The organism is Caballeronia telluris, assembly GCF_001544495.1.
Classification (GTDB): Bacteria; Pseudomonadota; Gammaproteobacteria; order Burkholderiales; family Burkholderiaceae; genus Caballeronia; species Caballeronia telluris.
This window is the reverse complement of sequence record NZ_FCNZ02000025.1, coordinates 20,703-38,810: the sequence shown is the minus strand read 5'-3', so window position 1 is coordinate 38,810 and position 18,108 is coordinate 20,703. Positions and strand designations below refer to the sequence as shown.

Here is an 18,108-nt window from a genome sequence, read left to right as displayed (position 1 = left end):
AGCCCTGTGAGGTTTCAGAGTGTCGTGAGCGGCACGGCTAAGGCTTCGCGGTTGGCGCGGCGCTCTTCCATGAGTTCGCAAGCGGCGGCGACCACGTCGTCGACGGCGACGCCGTTGAGACATGCGTGATGTCCCTCGGGGCACACGCTGCGGTAGCACCAGCGGCAAGGCACGTCCTGATACAGCACGCGATGGGGCGTCTGCCACGGCATGTGCTGCGGATTCGTGAGCGCGTAGAGATCGACAACGGGCGTGCCGAGCGCCGAGGCGATATGAACCGGCCCGCTGTTGTTCGATATGAGGACGCGCGCGCCACGGATCAGCGCGGCGAGTTCGCCCAGATTCAGCGCGCCGGCAAGATCGATCGCGTTCGGATGTGCGCCGCTGACGAGCGCGGTAAGGTCCGCTTCGGCCTGAGCGCCGGAGACGAAGACGGCGCAGCCGGTGATGTGCGCCAGGCGCTCGGCGGCCTGTGCGAAGCGCTCTGGCGGATAGCGTCTCGATGCGGCGCTCGCACCTGGATGAATGACGATATAAGGCTCGTCGGCCGACGCGTGGAGCAGTGAGAGCTTGCGCGCAAGACTCGCGGCGTCTAGCGGCGACACGTCGAAGCGCATGCGCCGATCCTGCGTCTCGGCGCCCACGTGCGCGACGAGCGCCAGTTGCCGGTCGACTTCATGACGCGTGCCATGTTGCGGTTCGGTCTCGGCGACCCAATCGGTCAGCAAGCCATAGGGATTCTCGCGGCAGTGCGCGAGACGTTTGCCGATGCCCGCGAGATGACACAGCATCGCGGCGGGCAGCGGATTCTGGCTATAGACGCTGAAGATCACGGCGGCGTCGAAATTTCCGCGTGCAAGACGATCGCGCATCGCGAGATCGTTGCGGAAATCGGGAGGCGCATTTTGCTTGACCCACGGCGCATCGTATTCGATCACGTCGTCGACGTCTGATAGATGGCGCGCGGCGGCCGCGCCCGCATGCGATGCAAGCAGCGTCAGATGCCGTTGGGGACTCGCCCATCGCAACGCGTGCAAGGCGGGCGTGGTCATCAATACGTCGCCAAGGTTATCGAGCCGGACGCACAGAATGCGTTTGACATCGTCGCCCCACGGGCGCACGGACGTTGCCGCGGGAGTACGGGCGTGAGCCTCCAGCGCGAGGGGGATCGGGTTGCGGCTCATCGCGCAATCTCCCGCGCGCTCACGCGCTTGTCCATGGCGTCGCGAATCGACAGGGCTGCGCGAAACATGTCGGTTGCAACCACATGCGGCTCGCGCAACGCCCCGCCACGCCATACGGTCTCGTTGCCGTTGTCGATCAGGATGGTGCGGCATCGCGCACGCCGGCCGGCTTCGATGTCGTCGAGGATGTCACCGATAAACCAGCTATCGGCTAGCACGACGTCGTGCTCACGCGCCGCGCGCAGCAGCATGCCGGGCATCGGCTTGCGGCAATCGCATTCGTGGTTAAAGGGTTCGACCGTCCCTTCGGCATCGTGCGGACACCAGTAGACCGCGCTGAGTGTCGCGCCACATTTTGCAAAGAGTTCGTGCAGCTTCGCTTCGACCCCATTGAGCGATTCGATAGGGAAGCGCCCGCGTGCCACACCGCTCTGATTGCTGATGACGAAGATCGGCAGAGCGAGCGCGGAGAAGATCGAAAGCGCTTCGCGCGCGCCGGGTGCGAGCCGCATCGCGTCGGGATCGACGTTGTAGGGCACGTCATCCAGCAGGGTGCCGTCCTTGTCGAGAAAGATCGCAGCGGCGCCGGTCATGCAGAAGCGCCTCGGGCTGCGATGCGCGTGCGCTCTTCAAAGCCACCAACGTGCTCACTCGTCGCAATGCCCGCGACGCGCGCGTACACGCCGGCGAGCGACTGGGCAACGCCGTGCCATGTGAACATCTGCTTCGCGCGCTCTAACCCAGCCGCGCCCATGCGCTCGGCGAGTTGCGGATCGCGCTTCAATACGGCGAGGCAATGCGCGAGCGCCATCGGGTCCTTCGGCGGGACGAGCAGGCCCGTGTGGCCGTGCGAAACTGAATAACGGATGCCGCCAACATCGGCGCCTATCACCGGTCGTGCGCAGGCCATCGCTTCGAGCGGCGTAATGCCGAAGGGTTCGTACCACGGCGTCGTGACGAATACATCGGCGGCGTTGTAGAAGAGCCTTAGCCGCTGCCGCGCGTGCCGTCCAAGGAATTCGACTTGCGGCTCGATCGCGCACGCGCGCGCGATGCCTCTTAGCCGTCCGATCTCCGGGGTTGCGAGCTCGTTCGGGTCGTCGGAGTTGCCGCCCACGATATACAGATGCGCGGTTTCGCCAAACTCCCGATTGCAAGCCGCGATGGCGCGCACGACGTTTTCTATACCCTTTCGCGGCACCATGCGTCCCAGTTGCAGGGCGATATACCGATCGTGCGGCCAGCCTAGTTCCTCGCGCGCTTCCGCACGATCCATCGGGTAGAACTCGTCGCTGTCGAAGCCGCAGGGCACGAGGTCGATGCGCGCCGGGTCCGCGCGATACAGCGACACGAGGTCCGCTTCGTCTTGCGGACACTCCGCGATCACGGAATCGGCCTGCGCGACGAGCGCGTCCTCGATGTCGAAGCGCGCGTCGGGGAAGCCGTCGTCCGTGCCTTGATGAATGCGCCGAACGCGACCGAGCGCATGAAAGGTCGTGACGAGCGGCGTGCCGAGCGCTTCTTTCACACGCAGACCCACGAGGCCTGACATAAAGAAGTTCGCGTGTACTACATCATAGGGCTCGTCTTCACGGCGGAAAAATTCGATGGTGAAGCGAGCGAAATCTTCCATGAATGGAAGAAGCTGCTCTTTGGCAAGCTGGGTCGGCGGACCCGCCGGTACATTTATCACACGCACGCCGTCGAAGCGCGACACCAGCGGCAATAGCGACCGGTCACATCGTGTGAAGACGTCTACCCGGTGGCCGCCGCGAACAAGTTGCTTAGCGGTGTTAGCGACATAGATATTCTGTCCTCCGCTGTCGACACCGCCCGCGACGGCTAGCGGCGATGCGTGTTCGCTGATCAATGCGATCTTCATGTCGTGGTTCCGTCTGGGCTTTTTCGGTCGTGCAGCGCAATGGCTGAGGCAAGACGTTTCAGCATTCGTTGTGCCACTCGTCTAAAAGCGCGCATAAGCGTTTGTTCGTTGCGGGACGAAAGCAATTTCTAACGGAGAACGATTGGTGCGTTATTACACACAGTGTGTAGAAGCGAAAGGCGTGGTACTTCATAAGTCGAGCCGTTGCTGTCCCTCGAACACGATGGCGCGCATGCGCCGCACCCTCGGCGGGATGACCCGGCGCCGCGCGAGCGCCCACGGAAGCGCTGCGAACATGGCCGCCGCGTCGCGCAAGAGAGTCCCCTCGCGGCGCATGAGCACGAGTGCGCGCAGCGTCGTGCGCCATGCCTCGGGCATGGGGAGCCGCAGCCACGCGATCCACGCGGCGTTGCGGGCGAGCAGGCGCCTGCGCCGCGCGCTGTCGCGCAATGTCGAAGGATGGTGATGGACGACGAGATCGTCCGCATAAACGATGGCGAGGCCGCTTGCAAGGACGTCCAGCGCGACGAGCTCTTCTTCGCCTCCGATGAAAAGCTTTGGCTCATAGCCGCCGGCGCGCCGGAACACCGCCGTGCGGAATACGCTTGCGCCGGCCATGTAGCCGATCAACGCGGGACCGGGCAAGGCGCGCGCGTCGAGCGGGCTAACCTGCATCAACGCGCAGGTTGCGTCGGATGCTTCCTCTTCGCCAACGACCACGCGTGCGCTCAATACGCCCACCTCAGGCCATGCGTCGAGAATCGAGATCGCGCGGGCTAGCGAGTTCGTTTCCCACCAGGTGTCGTCGTCGCAAAAGGCGACGTAATCGGTCGTCACGCAGGCGACACCCAGGTTACGACCGGCCGCACCGAGATTCGTTTTTGAGGTGACAACGCGTACGGAAGGGTAGCGCAGCGATACGCGCTGAGCGGTGCCGTCGGTCGATGCGTTATCGACGAGTACGACACTCGGGCGGTCGGGAAGCGCAACAAGCTTCGCGAGTGTGTCCAGGACTTGCTCGACGCGGTTGTGCGTCAGGACGACCACGGTCACGCGTGCGGCGGTCATCGGCATGGCCGTCATTGCGTTGCAAGGCCGAGACGCCAGTAGCGCTCGCCGGCAAAGACATCGTCGTAGCCGTGCGGACCGAACGCTTTCAGCTGACTTGCGTAAGCGGCGACGGCCTTGCGCTTCAGCAGCACGGGATACTCGTGGCTGACCTCGGGCGTCGCCGTGATTCCTTGGGCCAGCAGGTCTGCCAGGCGTTGCTGCACGAGCCCGTCCATCCGGCGGTACAGTGCGTCTTCGTAAGCGATGCAAGCGAGTCCGCGCGAATTACGCCACGCGTTTCGGCACGCCACGTGCACGAGGACATGGTCGGAGTGGTAAAGGCCGAGTGGAATCACGAGGGTTGCGGGCTCGTTCGAACGAATGATCGTGCTGAGCGCGCGTTCGATCGCATCGACGGTCGGTGTATCACCGTAGGGGACATACTGCGCGTCAAGAAAGTTCAGGCGTTCGCCCTTCGCGCCGAGCACATCGAGCGCCCGGTGGTCCTCTGCGATGCGTTCTCGCATCGCCTGACGCGCATTGCTAAAGCCGCACTGACGGTCCCAGTCCGTCGCGACGTCTGCGTCGGGGCAGCCGGCGAAAACGGTGCACACCCGCGCGCCGCCGCTCGACGCGATCCGCGCGCCGCAACTAAAAACGGCGTCGTCGAAGTGGGGCGAGATGACGAGAATGCGTGAGGCTTCGGGCATATCGGAGTCCGGCGCTTAAGGTCCCGGGCGCTTCGCAATCGGCGGGCCTGATGCTTTGTCAGCCGTTGGTGCGACGATTGCTGACTTGCCCGCCGACGACAATCGACTACGCTTGGAAGACGTAAGCTCTTCCTGCTGAGGACCCCAATGGAGAATGCGCACGCATCGCCGGATCGTGCAGCGGTGAAGCGCCGGATCGCGCTGGATCTCTGGCAAGCCGTCTGGCTCTACAAGGCCCAGACTACGGTCGCGGTCGCGTTGATGATCTGCGCGAGGCTCGCCGTCGTCGGCGTGCCGCTTGTGCTCAAGCTCATCATCGACGACTTGAGCCAGCCGTCCTCACTGGTGTTTCCGGTTTTCATCGTGCTCGCATACGCGATCCTGCGCTGGCTCGGGGACGTGCTCAACGAAGCGCGCGATGTCGTCTTCAGCGTCGTCACGCAACGCACGGTCGCATCGTTCACGCAGCGAACCTTCGCGCATTTGCAGAGCATGGGCGCACGCTTTCATGCAAAGCGCGAGACGGGAGCCGTGGTTCGCGACGTGCAAAAAGGCACGGACGGCATCGGCTTTCTGCTCGGCGTCGCGTTGTTCACGATCGTGCCGACGGTCATCGAGATCGGCACGGTGATGGCGATCCTGATGAGCGGCTATGCAATCGGCTTCGTGCTGATCGTCATCGCGACGTTCGTCTCGTACGGCATTTATACGTTCTTCATGACGGGCTACCGCATGAAGTTCCAGCGCGCGGTCAATCGCATCGAGGCGCAAGCCGACAGCCGTCTGGTCGACAGCCTGCTGAACTACGAAACGGTCAAATACTTCGCGACCGAAACGACGGAGACGCGGCGCTTGTCGTCCGTCCTGGACGAGTGGGTGAACGCTCGCACGGCCAATCAACGCGCGCTGACGATTCTGCATGTCGGTCAGAGCACGGTTGTCGCGGCGGGCATCGCAGCGGTGATGCTGCTCGCGGCACAGAATGTCGTGGCGGGCGGGATGACCGTCGGCGATCTCGTGCTCGTGAATGCGTACATCGTGCAGGCCTGCATGCCGCTTAATACGCTTGGCTTCGTGTTTCGCGAGACCAACGATGCGCTCGTCAATGTCGAGCGCATGTTCGACATTCTGCTGGCGCGCGGACGCCGCGGCGAAGATATCGACGAAGCCGGCGCGCGGCCGCTCGTCGTTTCTGCCGGGGAGATCGAGTTTGAGAACGTCGAGTTCGGCTATGAACCGGCTCGGCAGATCGTGCGCGAGGTCACCTTCAACGCGCATGCGGGACGCAAGCTCGCCATCGTCGGCGGCAGCGGCTCGGGCAAGTCGACGCTCGTGAAGCTGCTGTTTCGCTTTTATCAGCCGACGGGCGGTGCGATCCGTATCGACGGGCAGGATCTGCGTCATGTCACGCAGCAAAGCCTGCGCGAAGCGGTCGGCATCGTGCCGCAGGATACGGTGCTGTTCAACGATACGATCGCCTACAACATCGCCTATGGGCGGCCGGGTGCGACTCGTGCCGACATCGCCCGCGCGGCGCGCGCCGCTCAACTCGACGACTTCATCGAGCGTCTTCCGGATCACTACGACACGCGCGTCGGCGAGCGCGGCGTGCGGCTCTCGGGCGGCGAGCGTCAACGCATTGCGATCGCGCGCGCGATCCTCAAGGACCCGCGCATCATCGTGTTCGACGAAGCGACATCGGCCCTCGACACGCGTTCGGAGCGCGCGATTCAAAGCGAGCTCGATCGGCTCGCGCGTGGGCGCACGTCGATCGTCATCGCGCATCGCTTGTCGACCGTCGTCGATGCGGACTGGACGCTCGTCATGGAGCATGGCCGCGTCGTCGAACAGGGCACGCACGACGAACTCCTTTCGCGCGACGGCGTCTACGCGAAGATGTGGTCGCTGCAATGGCAACAGGGTGAACTCGCGCATACGCAAAGGAAGCTCACTGCGCAGCCAGTGAGGCTTGGCGCGCTCGTGAGCGGGGTGATCGAAGCGTTGCGCGCAGAGATCGCGGAGAAGCGCGTCGATTTTTCCACTGTGGCCGCGGAGAGCGACCTGCTGGTTTGGGGCGATCCCGCCGTGCTCCAACAGGTGATCGCCGACTTGTGTCGCTATGAAATCGCGCGCGCGGCGCCGGGCGATCGCGTGGAATTGCGCTCCGAGCGCAAGCCGAATCATGTGTGGCTGAACGTGCTCGGCGCGAGCGGCGCGCCGGCGGAACTATCGCAGGAAGAGGCCAGGCGGTTCGAGGACGCGCTTGCCGAGGCGGGCGGCAGCTTTACCCTTAGCCCCGTCGGCAATCAGCTCTCGTATGTCACGGAGTTGCCGCTGAGTCCATTTGTCGTTGAAGGACCGTCGTTGCCCGACGAGCTCGCCCGGCTGCCCGCGCGCGAGCGTTCGCTTGCGGGGCTGAGGATCATGGCGATCGACGATCAGGAACAGGCGCGCGACGCGCTCGAAGCATTGCTGCAGGCCGTCGGTGCGCAGGTACAGCTCGCCGCATCGGCGAGCGAAGCCTATGAGCATCTCGCAGCGACCCCATGTGCGCGTTGGCCCGACGCGTTGCTGATCGACGTCGTGCTCGGCGAGGAAAACGGATATGAATTGCTGGGTCGCGTGCGCCGCCTGGAGGAGGAGCGACGCGTCTCCCCGGATCAGCGGATTCCCGCTATCGCGCTGACGGGCTATGTGCAAACCGAGGACGGCGCCCGCGCGCGTACGGCGCAGTTTCAGTTGCATCTGACGAAGCCCGTCGCCGCGGAAGCGTTGATCGACGCCATCCGGCAGATCGCGCCGTCGGCGAAGATCCACGCCGTGAAAAATTAGACGGCAAGGTGCTTACTTGTGCAGCCGGTTTCTTAAGGACGCGACGTCGTTCGCCGTGACCGGCCGCGCATCGTTGCCCCACGACGCGCGCACGTAGGTCAGCACCTGCGCGATCTGCACGTCGGTCAACTGTCCGGCGAAGGCGGGCATCGCCTGACGCGGCGGCCCATGCTTAGTCGCGGGACTGTTGCCGCCCTCGACGAGCAGGCGGATCAGCGAAGTCGTGTCCTCGCTGATGACCGAAGGATTACCTGCGAGTGCCGGGAATACGTTCGGAACGCCTTCACCGCGCGGCCGGTGACATCCGGCGCAGAAGGACGCGTAGGCGGCTTCGCCCATCGCGGGCGACGTGTCGGGTGCGCGGGTCTTGAACGCGGGAGCCGGGCCGCTTGCAGCGGACCAGGCGCCGTCCGCCGCGCCGGTCGCCGGCAGGCTCTTTAGATACGCAGCGACCGCGCGCAGGTCCGCATCGTCGAGATACTGGAGGCTGTCCTCGACGGTCTGCACCATGCTGCCGAAAGCGACCATTCCGCCGCCATGCCCGGTCTTGAGGAACGACGCGATATCCGCCTCGCCGATGCGCCCGAGCCCCGAGCCCGGATCGGCACGCAGATTGGGCGCGTACCAGTTGTCGTTGACTCCGCCCGCCAGATATTCCTTCGACGATTCGTCGTAACCGCGCTCCTGATACGCGAGCCCGCGCGGCGTGTGGCAAGAGCCGCAGTGGCCGAGCCCTTGAACCAGATACGCGCCGCGGTTCCACGCGGCATCGCGATCGGCGCGCGGCGCAAACGTCGCAGACGGCGCAAAGAGCCGCCGCCAGATCCCGAGCGCCCAGCGCTGGTTGAATGGAAAAGGTACATGAGTGCGCGGCGGATCGGTGCTGACGGGAGGCACGCCGTGCATCATGAAGGCATAGAGGGCGTGCATGTCCTCATCGGTGATCTTCGCGAACGACGGATACGGCATCGCCGGATAGAGCCGCTTTCCGCCCGGCGCGACGCCTTCGCGCAACGCGCGGGCAAAGTCCTCGTAGCTGTAGTCGCCGATTCCGTGCTGCCGGTCCGGCGTGATGTTCGTGCTGACGATCGTGCCGAACGGCGAACTCATCCCGAGCCCCCCGGCGTAAGGCGCGCCATGATCGGCGGCGGTGTGGCAGCCGGCGCAGTCGGCGGCCTTGGCGAGATAGGCGCCGCGTGCGATCTGCGCTGACGTACCTTCCGTCGCGTCGGGTGCGGCGAATGCCGCGAAGGGCGAGAGCGCGATGGCGATCGCGATTGCAGAGCCAAGCGCTCGAAGCATGGCGGGTCGCATGTCAGCCGTCCCGTAGAGACGTATCGGCGGAAAGGGCGGGTATGTCCGATTGCGGCGTCGCGCGGCGTGTCAGCCAGCGCATCCCGACCGCCAGTCCGCCCGCGAGATACGCGAGCCCGCCGGGCACCCACATCACGAGGCCACCCAACTGCTGATCCTGCAACGGATCGAAGCCGAGCGCACTGGTGCTTTCGAAGTAGGACGGATACCACAGACCGGGCGAAAGCGTCAGCAATGCGCCGAGCGCACTCGTATGAACCATCGTCGTGAAGAGCGAGAGCATCGCGTGCGCGTTGCGTTCGCGACGCAGGGGATTGCCGAACACCGTCCACCAGAAGAGCAGGGCGCTTGCAAGAAAGCTCGCGTGCTGAAGCGTGTGAATGCCCGGACGCGCGAGCGCCGCTTCGAAGAATATCGGCGCATGCCAGCCCCAGAGCGCGGCCGCATGCAAGAGCCATGCAGCGAGCGGCGCGGTGAGCGTGCGCCACGGCCCGCGAATCCATCGTGATCGGATCGCCCGGCCGACGCCGCGCCGCATCGATACGGGCAACGCCCACATCCATACGGCAAGCGGCCTGCCTATCACGCAGAGCGGCGCGGCGACCAGCATCAGCGTTTCGTGCTGAAGCATGTGCGCGGAAAAGAGCGCGGACGACAGCGCATCGAGCGGCGACATGAGCGCGGCAACGAGCGCCAGCCATCCGGACACGAACGCCGCCGCATGCGCGGCGCGCGTCGTGCGGGAGCGGGCGCTGCGCCGGCGCAGACGCGCATAGCCCGCAAGGTAAGCCGCGAGACTCGCGATCATCAACGCCGCGACCCACGGCTCGAATGTCCAGTTCAAGCGAAGCGTGCCCGCATCGACGGAGCTTGTCGGCGCGAGCACATGCGCCAGGGCGGCGGCGGGCCATCCAAGCGCAGCCGACACGAGGACGCGCAGGATCAGCATGGCGCGAGCAGCCATTGCGGTATTGCCATCACAATTACCGACACGGCCGACAGCACGCCCACGCCGGTCGCCACAGCCGCCACGAAACCGGCACGTGCGGGCCGCGCCGGGCTGTCGGCGGACGCGTCGTTTCGCGTCGAGCGCCAGCGCAGCCACGCGAAGACCGTCGCGGCGACGCACACCGCCAGGCTCCCCGCGCTCACGCCATTGAGCGGCGCAGCGCTTGCCGCCGGGCAACGCGAGGTCATCGTCCAGACGAGCAGGTAGTTCACGCTCAGGCATGCGAGCGCGACACAAGGCGCGACGATCAGCGCTAACCAGCTTCGCATAGGCTTTCCTCTGCGCGTTCAATAGCGCGGTGTCCAGTAGATCACCGCATAGATGGGCAGCCAGCTCAGAACGACGAAGTACCAGTACAGCGCGTTCTCGCTGACATCCACGAAACGCTTGCCTTCAAGCGGCCCGGTGAAGAGCAGGACGGCAAGCACGGCGGTATCGACGGTATCGGTGATGAGGTGCGTCGTGTGCAGTCCGAGCAGCAGCCACACGACCGAACCGTAAGCGTTCGTGTACCAGCTCACGTTGAGCGAAGCGAATTCGAAAGCGCGAATGACGAGAAATACGAACGCGCCCACGAGGCACACGACGAGCCAGATCCTCGCTCGTCTGCGGTCCTCGCGCTCCGCTGCGCGCTTGGCGAACTGATTGGGCACGAGACTCGCGATCAGCACGATGGTATTGAGCGTGCCCCAGAATAGATCCGGGCGCTTCGCACCCATCGGCCACGCGGGGGCAACGCTGCGCAGATAGAAGTACATCATTACGCCGATGGCGAATACCGTTCCCTCGATCAGCATCAGGCCCATCGTGCTCCACCACATCAGGCTACGATGGCCGAAGCCATAAGTGGGAAGCTCGCGCACGTCGAGCACGAACCGGCCATCGACGCCGGCCTCGGGATGCACGTGAGCCGTGGACGATCCGTGGGCGCGTTTCATGGCCGCTGCTCCCGGGCGACGGCAAGCGCGTTCTCACGGCGCTTCGGCCAGAACCACGCGATCATGGCGATAGCGACGGGTATGGACGCCCACACCACCGCCCACGGCGTATAGATCGATCCGATGAAAAGCACGGTCGTCGCGACCGCGCTGATGAAGGGCCACACAGACGGCGACGGGAACATCGGCCGGTGATCGGGCACGGCGTCGAGCACGCTCGTCGCGAGCACTTCGCGAGCGTCGGCGGCGAGTCCCGCGACGAACGCAGGCTGTGCGCCTTTCTCCCACAACGGATCGCGGCCGTGAACGACCGGCAACGCGTCGAAATTGTGCGGCGGCGGCGGTGACGGCACGCTCCATTCGAGCGTGCCCGCGCCCCAGGGATCGGCTGGCGCGATCGCGCCTCGCCGGCAGCTCATCGCGACGTTCACGACAAAGAGCAGCACGCTTAGCGCGATCGTCAAGGCACCGATCGTCGCGAGGAGATTCATACTGTCCCAGCCCATTCCGTGCGGATAGGTCCACACGCGGCGCGGCATGCCTTGCAGACCGAGCAGATGCATCGGAAAGAACGTGATGTTGAAGCCGATGAAGAACAGCCAGAAGTTCCAGCGGCCTAGCGTCTCGCCGAGCATGCGGCCGGTGAATTTCGGAAACCAGTAATAGAACGCTCCGAAGAGCGGAAACACCGCACCGCCGATCAGCACGTAGTGCAGGTGCGCCACGACGAAATAGGTATCGTGGACTTGCAGGTCGAGCGGCACGGACGCGAGCATGAGACCCGTCAATCCGCCGAGCACGAGGATGAAGAAGAACGCGAGCACGAAGTAGAGCGGCGTCCTGAAGTGAAGTCGCCCGGTCCAGAGCGTGCCGATCCAGCAAAAAATCTGCATCGCCGAGGGAATCGCGATCATCAGGCTCGCAGCCGTAAAGAAGCTCTTGCCCAGCTCGGGGAGGTTGGTCGCGAACATGTGATGCACCCAGAGACCGAATGCGAGAAACGCGGTTGCGATCAGTGCGAGCACCATCGCCGGATAGCCGAACACGGGACGCCGCGCGAAGGTCGGAATGATCGACGAGATGAAACCGAGCGGCGGGATGAAGATCAGATAGACCTCGGGGTGACCGAAGAACCAGAAGAGATGCTGCCAGAGCAGCACGTCGCCGCCTTTTGCCGGGTTGTAAAAGTGCGTTCCGACCAGGCGGTCGAGGATCAGCGCGGTGCTGCACAGCATGATGGAAGGCATCGCGAAGATCACCATGAACTGCGTGACGAGCGTCGCCCAGACGAAGAGCGGCATGCGGTTGAGCGACATGCCCGGCGCGCGCAGCTTGAAGATCGTCGCGATGAGGACGATCGCTTCGAGCAGACCGGAAAGTTCGGTGAAGGTGATCATCTGCGCCCAGATGTCGGTGCCTTTGCCGATTGAGTAGTCGGGACCCGCGAGCGGCACGTAGCTGAACCATCCGGTGGCAGGCGCCGAGTTAGCCGCCAGCGACGCAAAAAGCAGCACGCCGCCGAACAGGAACATCCAGTACGCGTAGGCGTTCATGCGCGGAAACGCGACGCTGCGCGCACCGATCATCAACGGGATCAGGAATCCCGCGACCGCCTGCATCACAGGCACGGCGAAGAGGAACATCATCGTCGTGCCGTGCATCGTGAAGAGCTGGTTGTAGAGGCCCGGACCAATCAGTCGCGCGTCGGGGCGCGCGAGCTGCATGCGCATCGCGAGTGCGAGCAGGCCGCCCAAGACGAAGAAGACGAACGTCGTGATGATGAAGCGGCGCGCGATTGTCTTGTGATTGATCGCGGCCAGCGCACCGATGATGCCGGGCGGATCGCGCCACGTCGCGGCGAGCGTCTCGCGCACGCGCTCGGACGGGCGAGGCCCGTCGAGCAGGCGTTCACTTCGGGCACCGGCGGATGGGATGGAGTCGGTCATTCGAGCGTGCCGAGATAGGCGACCAGAGCGTCCAGGTCGGAAGGGGAAAGACGGGTCGGCGGCATCATCGCCGAGGGTTTCAGCGCGCCCGGATCAGCGATCCAGCGAGCGAGCGTCGCGCGATCGTTGACGAGCGTGCCCGCGGCGAGTGTCCGGCGGCTCGCGAGGTGCGAGAGGTCCGGGCCGAGCCTGCCCGTGGCCGACGTCCCCGAAATCGTATGGCAACGCGCGCAGGCGCCCGTCATGAATATCTCCTGGCCGCGCATGGCGGATTCACCGGACGGCGCGAGCGCGAGCGCGCGCTGGCGTGCCGCCCAGGCGTCGTATGCGGCCGGCGGCTCGGCCACGACGAGAAATGCCATCAGCGCGTGTTCGGCGCCGCAGAACTCGGCGCACTGGCCGCGATAGGTCCCGGCGCGATCGGCGCGAAATGAGATCGTGGACTTCTGACCGGGGATCATGTCTTTCTTGCCGTGCAGGTTGGGCGCCCAGAAGGTGTGGATCACGTCGGCTGCGACGAGCGACACGACCACCGGCCGCCCGACCGGCACATGCAGTTCGTTCGCAAGCGTGAAGCCGGGCGCGCCGTCGCTTGGCAGATAGCGCACTTCCCACCACCACTGGTGTCCGGTCAGCTCGACGTGCACCGCGTCGGCGACGGGCAGTCGTGAGAGCGCGCGGTCGGTGAGCACGTCGGCGATGACGAGTCCTGCGAGCAGCACCGCCGAGACGAAAGTCGCGACGATCACGGGCCGCCTAAGGCGCGGCTCGGAGTGCTCGATGCTCCGAAGCTCGGGCGGCGTTGCGCGATCCGCGCGCGGGGCACGCAGCAGCGCGACGAAGCACGCGAGCAAAATCGCGGCGAAGACGAGCGAGCAGACGGCGAGCGTCAGATGCCAGAGTTCGAGAATTTGCGCGGCTTGGACACCGGCCGGCGCGAGCGCGCTCTGAACTTGCGCGTGCACTTCGCGCATCGCTGCAAGGCACGCTGCGAGCGGCAACACAGGCGCTGCGCAGCGCCATGCGAACAGCCTTCTGCGGTGGACGCGCAGCGCGGCGAAATACGGCGGGCGCTTCGGCATGGTCGTGTAGCAGTTCGACGAGGTGAGATGCGAATCGCCGAGCGACAGCCGTCGCCGGCTCGGAAATCATGTGCAAATCGTCGACAGCAAATTGTGTACCGCCTGCTCCTCAGCAGTCCTCCGCCTTCTGCACGAGACTGTCTTCTTCGGACGGCGCGACGTCCGTCGTCGTGCCGCTCGCGACGCGCAGATATGCCGCCGCAAGCCGCCGCAACTCTTCCTCGCTTGCGTCCTCGATGCCGATCAGCTTGTCGCTCGCCGCGCGATGCGATGCGATCAACTCGTTGAGCTTCAGATGCAAGGCAACGCTGTCCTTGTTCTGGCTCTGCTGGATCAGGAAGACCATGACGAACGTGATGATCGTCGTGCCGGTGTTGATCACGAGTTGCCAGTTCTCGGAGTAATGAAAGAACGGACCGGTGACGGCCCAGACAACGACCGACGTCACCGCTAGCGCAAACGCGAGTGGCGACCCGGCCCAGCGGGTAACGGCGCTGGCAAACGCATCGAAGGCGCGTGTGAGCGGATGGCCCGCAGCATAGGCGGGGCTCGACGTGTCCGGTACCGTCTCGAGTTCGTCAGTGGACAGGGGCGGATTGTTGCGCACGGCTCGACTCCTCTATCGTATGAAGAGCCGGTGAGCAAGACGCGTTCCCTTACGTCGACATTTCGTGGACGAAGCCTTCAGTGAAATATGGTCCGTCCCTGTTGGCGAGTGCAGGCGCGAGCCTGTATAACATTGACGACTAACACGTCTTTTTCGCGTGAAAGGGGGACCTTGTGAAATCGCTCTGCCCGGAAACGTTGAATCAGCTTGCCGAACGTTGGACGGTCCTCATGAACCAGATCAACCGTCACGTCGGTCCGTACCCCAGCCAGTTCTATGTAGAACTCGAAGCGCTCATTCAGCAGACGGAACACATCGTCAAACCCGACCCGTTCGAGCAGGAAGTACTGCACGTGGTCGAAAAGCTGGCGGACGACGGCAAGTTGAAAATGGCGCTGTTTCGGCTGCACGAAGTCATCGATGCGAGGCTCGACGGGCAAGGTTTTTAAAGGCTCAAATTTAATTGTCTCAGCGGCTATTTGAACTCGCGTTCTTGCAAGGGCCGCAAGAACGCGATTTCAAACGACGTGCCCGCTACGGCGGGCCTTTATTTTTTCCGGCGTCAAATTACGGTGCCGAAGTTGGGGTGTCGTCGGCGCGGTCGGCGGCGTCCTTTAGATCTTCCTTGGCATCTCCCACTTCCTTTCGGGCTTCGCCCGCCACCTGCTGCGCATCGCCCTTGGCTTCCTGAGCGGGGTCGTCAGTCATTTTCCCGACGCCTTCGTTGATCTTGCCCTTTACCTTCTCTCCAACGCCCTTGACTTGATCTTCGTTCATGACGACTCTCCGTAATCGCCTGCGGATTGCAGACACTGTCATACCGCAAGGACAGTGCCAACCTTAGTCGATCGGCTTTAGTGCAAAGCGGAGGGGGCCGCAGATTTCTGCACCAAAGCCAGGAAGCACTTCAAAGTGAGGAAGCAGCGCTGTGCGATGCCGGCCGCCTGCTGTGACATTCGGCGACATAGTTTTTGGATGGCATGTAACCGGGCAGCCCGCTACATTGGCTTCACCCGACGCGACCGCGGCTTTTTCCCGCAGACGGCGCGCCATTCTCAACTTGCCAATCGCCCATCATGTTCAGCACTGGAAAAATCGCGCTGTATGTCACGTTGTTCATCGTTTGCATCTCGCTGATCGAGGCTTGCGTGCTCACGCGCAGACAGCGCGATAGCGCCACGCCCTTCGACTGGTATGAAGTCTGGATTTCGCTCGCCGATGTTGCTGGCCGCAAGCTGCTTGCGCTGTTGCCGCTTTCGCTCGCGACCCCTGTTTTCGCGCTCGTCTGGGATCATCGGATTTTCACCGGAACGCTGAACAGCGCGCTGATGGTGTTCCTGCTCTTTATCGGCCAGGAGTTCTGCTATTACTGGTACCACCGCGCGTCGCACCGCATCCGCTTCTTTTGGGCGACGCATGCGGTTCATCACTCGCCGAACCAGTTGACGCTGTCGTCGGCTTATCGTCTAGGAGTGACCGGGAAGCTGACCGGCTCGGCCATCTTCTTTGCGCCGCTGGTATGGCTTGGTGTGCGTCCGGAAATCGTGCTGGCAACGCTCAGCTTCAACTTGCTGTACCAGTTCTGGCTGCATAACACGTGGACCCCGAAACTCGGCTGGTTCGAATACGTGTTCAATACGCCTTCCGCGCATCGCGTGCACCACGCATCGAACGTCGATTATCTCGATGCGAACTTTGGCGGTGTGCTGGTGATATTCGACCGCCTGTTCGGCACGTATGTCGAAGAACGCGCCGATGAGCCTTGCCGCTACGGTCTCACGACTCCGACACGGTCCCGCAATCCGCTCGTCGTCGAATTCGAGCACTGGGTGAGTCTTGCGCGTGATGTCGCGTCGGCCGGCAGCGTATGGACTGCCATCTGCTATGTGATCCTGCCGCCGGGCTGGCGCGCGGACGGTGTGGATGAAACAACCGCGGCCCTACGTCTAAAGAATTCGGCGGCATGTCGCACGGTTCAAGTAAAGCCGGGACGGTGAACGGATTTCGTATTGTCGGTGCAAAGGTCGACAGTTAAGCCCGGCCTTTAACCAAGGGGAACGGACTAAAACGTCTCTTCGTGTGGATCAGGCCCGCGCGTCGACGCGGCAAGCCTTGCGATCTTCACGACGCGTCCTGTGCGCGCCGATTCGTAGATCGCCTCCATGATGCGCTGATCCTGCAGACCCTCCTCGCCCGGTGTATGCGGCGTGATATCGTTCTTGACGCACACCGACATGTGATCGATTTCGCGCGCGAACTGGTCTTGCGGATCGATCTGCAATTCGGTCGTCGCGCTCTTGCCATCGACGAGCATCCCGTGCCGCATGCGCAAACCGTTGTAGCCGAATGCGGGGTCCATCTCTACCCATCCCTGCGATCCTTGCAGCCGGAAGAATCGCGACTCGTGACTCGCATAGCTCGACATGCAGGTCGCCGTGAGCCCGCTCGGAAAGCGCAGGATGAATTGCACCGATTCCTCTACTTCGACGAAACGCGGATCGCCGTCCGGCTTGTGCACCGATGCGATCACGTCGAGCGGTTCCTCGCCCGACAGAAAGCGCGCCGCGTTCAGGCAATAGAGCCCGATATCGGGCAGCGCGCCGCCACCCGCGAGCGCCTTGTTGAGCCGCCACTGAGTTGGGTCGCCGACGTTCTGCGAATTTCCCGCGACGAACTCGCGCAGCGGCCCGAGCTTGTTCTCTCTGACCATCTTCGCGATCATGCGGTCCATGGGTTCATACTGGCTGCGGTAGGCGATCATCAGCTTGCGGCCCGCGCGCCGGCACGCGTCGATCATCGCCTGGCAGTCCGCGACGCTGGTTGCCATCGGTTTCTCGCAGAGCACGTGTTTGCCGATCTTCGCGGCGCGCAACGTGTACTCCTTGTGCATGCCGTTGGGCAGCACGATATAGACGACCTGTATGCGCGGGTTGTCGGCGAGACGCTCGAACCTTTGATAATCGAGCACGTCCGTATCCGCGATGCCGTATTGCCGCGCGACCTTGAGCGCCTTGGCGCGATCGCCCGAGACGAGCGCCGCCGGCCTTGAGTACTTGCAATGCGAAAGCGCGGGCAGAATCTGATTCAACGACAGCCGCCCGAGCCCGACCACGGCGTAGCCGACGCGATCGTCGGGCGGCAAGTTGGCGTCGGGTGTTTGCTCCTTCTGCTCGGTGTCAGGGTCCTGAATTAGCGGAAGTCTGACCTGATTCGTATCCGCGCCGGGTGCACCGGTCGCCCACACGTTGCCCGCCGATCCTGCGGCGAGCGCGGCAGCGATACCCGCACTGCCGCGCTGGAGAAACGAACGTCGGGTGTTGGGGGGCGGCGCGATGTCGTCACCGGAAGTCGCGGCGCTTATAGTTTCTTGGGGATTTTCGCGTGGGCTGCGAGGTGACATTGAAGACTCCGTGAAGGCGCTCGCGTCGAGTAGGTTGTGCAAACAAACCGCGCGTTCGTCTCAGCATCGATCATGCCAGATGAACCGGGCCAGGGCGCGCCGACGCTCCGTCGCGATCCGCTTCGACTCGCTTCGCCGAGTAATTGTTGTATCA

The 18,108-nt window shown here is 63.9% G+C and carries 17 protein-coding genes; 3 read left to right on the top strand and 14 right to left on the bottom strand.

Features of this window, described 5'->3' with window-relative positions:
* Window positions 1–14: 14 nt before the first annotated feature.
* The 5 genes from AWB66_RS25555 to AWB66_RS25535 all read right to left on the bottom strand — a co-directional run bounded on the left by AWB66_RS25555 (window position 15) and on the right by AWB66_RS25535 (window position 4,826).
* Window positions 15–1,184, bottom strand: a complete 1,170-nt coding sequence (locus AWB66_RS25555) for a glycosyltransferase family 9 protein (protein ID WP_087632874.1) — start codon at window positions 1,182–1,184, stop codon at window positions 15–17.
* Window positions 1,181–1,777 carry a D-glycero-alpha-D-manno-heptose-1,7-bisphosphate 7-phosphatase gene (locus AWB66_RS25550; protein WP_087632873.1) on the bottom strand — a complete coding sequence of 199 codons (597 nt, stop codon included), beginning with the start codon at window positions 1,775–1,777 and terminating at the stop codon, window positions 1,181–1,183. The genes AWB66_RS25555 and AWB66_RS25550 overlap by 4 nt, the downstream gene beginning before the upstream one ends.
* Complete coding sequence (locus AWB66_RS25545; RefSeq protein ID WP_087632872.1) at window positions 1,774–3,066, bottom strand: glycosyltransferase family 4 protein; 1,293 nt, start codon at window positions 3,064–3,066, stop codon at window positions 1,774–1,776. Before AWB66_RS25545 ends, AWB66_RS25550 begins: the two co-directional genes overlap by 4 nt.
* Before the next feature lie 189 nt (window positions 3,067–3,255).
* Window positions 3,256–4,134: a glycosyltransferase family 2 protein gene (locus tag AWB66_RS25540; RefSeq protein WP_407642321.1), complete on the bottom strand. Its 879-nt coding sequence runs from the start codon at window positions 4,132–4,134 to the stop codon at window positions 3,256–3,258.
* Between the two features lie 11 nt (window positions 4,135–4,145).
* Window positions 4,146–4,826 (bottom strand): PIG-L deacetylase family protein, encoded by a 681-nt coding sequence (locus tag AWB66_RS25535; RefSeq protein WP_087632870.1) that lies wholly within the window; start codon window positions 4,824–4,826, stop codon window positions 4,146–4,148.
* 147 nt (window positions 4,827–4,973) lie between these two features.
* On the opposite strand from AWB66_RS25535, the gene AWB66_RS25530 reads away from it, so the two are divergent.
* The gene (locus AWB66_RS25530; RefSeq protein WP_087632869.1) at window positions 4,974–7,658 is read left to right on the top strand and encodes an ATP-binding cassette domain-containing protein; all 2,685 of its coding nucleotides are present in this window, start codon (window positions 4,974–4,976) and stop codon (window positions 7,656–7,658) included.
* 12 nt (window positions 7,659–7,670) lie between these two features.
* Here AWB66_RS25530 and AWB66_RS25525 read toward each other — a convergent pair whose 3' ends face one another.
* The 7 genes from AWB66_RS25525 to AWB66_RS25495 all read right to left on the bottom strand — a co-directional run bounded on the left by AWB66_RS25525 (window position 7,671) and on the right by AWB66_RS25495 (window position 14,536).
* Complete coding sequence (locus AWB66_RS25525; protein ID WP_087632868.1) at window positions 7,671–8,960, bottom strand: cytochrome c; 1,290 nt, start codon at window positions 8,958–8,960, stop codon at window positions 7,671–7,673.
* Window positions 8,961–8,973: 13 nt separating this feature from the next.
* A complete protein-coding gene (locus AWB66_RS25520; RefSeq protein ID WP_200819063.1) occupies window positions 8,974–9,936 on the bottom strand; it encodes a cytochrome c oxidase assembly protein in 963 nt (320 codons plus the stop codon).
* Window positions 9,915–10,250 carry a hypothetical protein gene (locus AWB66_RS25515; protein ID WP_087632866.1) on the bottom strand — a complete coding sequence of 112 codons (336 nt, stop codon included), beginning with the start codon at window positions 10,248–10,250 and terminating at the stop codon, window positions 9,915–9,917. Before AWB66_RS25515 ends, AWB66_RS25520 begins: the two co-directional genes overlap by 22 nt.
* An 18-nt stretch (window positions 10,251–10,268) precedes the next feature.
* Entirely contained in the window at window positions 10,269–10,919 is a 651-nt protein-coding gene (locus AWB66_RS25510; RefSeq protein WP_235021232.1) for a cytochrome c oxidase subunit 3, read from the bottom strand.
* A complete protein-coding gene (gene ctaD, locus AWB66_RS25505; RefSeq protein ID WP_087632865.1) occupies window positions 10,916–12,865 on the bottom strand; it encodes a cytochrome c oxidase subunit I in 1,950 nt (649 codons plus the stop codon). Before ctaD ends, AWB66_RS25510 begins: the two co-directional genes overlap by 4 nt.
* Window positions 12,862–13,839: a cytochrome c oxidase subunit II gene (gene coxB, locus AWB66_RS25500; protein WP_087632919.1), complete on the bottom strand. Its 978-nt coding sequence runs from the start codon at window positions 13,837–13,839 to the stop codon at window positions 12,862–12,864. The genes ctaD and coxB overlap by 4 nt, the downstream gene beginning before the upstream one ends.
* A gap of 217 nt (window positions 13,840–14,056) precedes the next feature.
* Window positions 14,057–14,536, bottom strand: a complete 480-nt coding sequence (locus tag AWB66_RS25495; protein WP_407642323.1) for a low affinity iron permease family protein — start codon at window positions 14,534–14,536, stop codon at window positions 14,057–14,059.
* A gap of 248 nt (window positions 14,537–14,784) precedes the next feature.
* Between AWB66_RS25495 and AWB66_RS25490 the strand changes: the two genes are divergently transcribed.
* Entirely contained in the window at window positions 14,785–15,003 is a 219-nt protein-coding gene (locus AWB66_RS25490) for a hypothetical protein (RefSeq protein WP_125469786.1), read from the top strand.
* A gap of 118 nt (window positions 15,004–15,121) precedes the next feature.
* On the opposite strand, the gene AWB66_RS25485 is transcribed toward AWB66_RS25490, so the two are convergent.
* Entirely contained in the window at window positions 15,122–15,331 is a 210-nt protein-coding gene (locus tag AWB66_RS25485) for a CsbD family protein (RefSeq protein ID WP_087632862.1), read from the bottom strand.
* Window positions 15,332–15,630: 299 nt separating this feature from the next.
* On the opposite strand from AWB66_RS25485, the gene AWB66_RS25480 reads away from it, so the two are divergent.
* Window positions 15,631–16,551 carry a sterol desaturase family protein gene (locus tag AWB66_RS25480; RefSeq protein WP_087632861.1) on the top strand — a complete coding sequence of 307 codons (921 nt, stop codon included), beginning with the start codon at window positions 15,631–15,633 and terminating at the stop codon, window positions 16,549–16,551.
* Window positions 16,552–16,616: 65 nt separating this feature from the next.
* Here the strand turns inward: AWB66_RS25480 and AWB66_RS25475 are convergent, their stop codons facing one another.
* Complete coding sequence (locus tag AWB66_RS25475; RefSeq protein WP_087632860.1) at window positions 16,617–17,954, bottom strand: Gfo/Idh/MocA family protein; 1,338 nt, start codon at window positions 17,952–17,954, stop codon at window positions 16,617–16,619.
* Between the last annotated feature and the right edge of the window lie 154 nt (window positions 17,955–18,108).

Bases quoted from the DNA above. Each gene is read 5' to 3' on its own strand.
- AWB66_RS25545 (WP_087632872.1), bottom strand. From the start codon at position 3,066: ATGAAGATCGCATTGATCAGCGAACACGCATCGCCGCTAGCCGTCGCG.
- AWB66_RS25540 (WP_407642321.1), bottom strand. From the start codon at position 4,134: ATGACCGCCGCACGCGTGACCGTGGTCGTCCTGACGCACAACCGCGTC.
- AWB66_RS25520 (WP_200819063.1), bottom strand. From the start codon at position 9,936: ATGGCTGCTCGCGCCATGCTGATCCTGCGCGTCCTCGTGTCGGCTGCG.
- coxB (WP_087632919.1), bottom strand. From the start codon at position 13,839: ATGCGCGAAGTGCACGCGCAAGTTCAGAGCGCGCTCGCGCCGGCCGGT.
- AWB66_RS25550 (WP_087632873.1), bottom strand. From the start codon at position 1,777: ATGACCGGCGCCGCTGCGATCTTTCTCGACAAGGACGGCACCCTGCTG.
- AWB66_RS25490 (WP_125469786.1), top strand. From the start codon at position 14,785: ATGAACCAGATCAACCGTCACGTCGGTCCGTACCCCAGCCAGTTCTAT.
- AWB66_RS25480 (WP_087632861.1), top strand. From the start codon at position 15,631: ATGTTCAGCACTGGAAAAATCGCGCTGTATGTCACGTTGTTCATCGTT.
- AWB66_RS25535 (WP_087632870.1), bottom strand. From the start codon at position 4,826: ATGCCCGAAGCCTCACGCATTCTCGTCATCTCGCCCCACTTCGACGAC.
- AWB66_RS25510 (WP_235021232.1), bottom strand. From the start codon at position 10,919: ATGAAACGCGCCCACGGATCGTCCACGGCTCACGTGCATCCCGAGGCC.
- AWB66_RS25530 (WP_087632869.1), top strand. From the start codon at position 4,974: ATGGAGAATGCGCACGCATCGCCGGATCGTGCAGCGGTGAAGCGCCGG.
- AWB66_RS25475 (WP_087632860.1), bottom strand. From the start codon at position 17,954: ATGTCACCTCGCAGCCCACGCGAAAATCCCCAAGAAACTATAAGCGCC.
- AWB66_RS25555 (WP_087632874.1), bottom strand. From the start codon at position 1,184: ATGAGCCGCAACCCGATCCCCCTCGCGCTGGAGGCTCACGCCCGTACT.
- AWB66_RS25485 (WP_087632862.1), bottom strand. From the start codon at position 15,331: ATGAACGAAGATCAAGTCAAGGGCGTTGGAGAGAAGGTAAAGGGCAAG.
- AWB66_RS25515 (WP_087632866.1), bottom strand. From the start codon at position 10,250: ATGCGAAGCTGGTTAGCGCTGATCGTCGCGCCTTGTGTCGCGCTCGCA.
- AWB66_RS25525 (WP_087632868.1), bottom strand. From the start codon at position 8,960: ATGCTTCGAGCGCTTGGCTCTGCAATCGCGATCGCCATCGCGCTCTCG.
- ctaD (WP_087632865.1), bottom strand. From the start codon at position 12,865: ATGACCGACTCCATCCCATCCGCCGGTGCCCGAAGTGAACGCCTGCTC.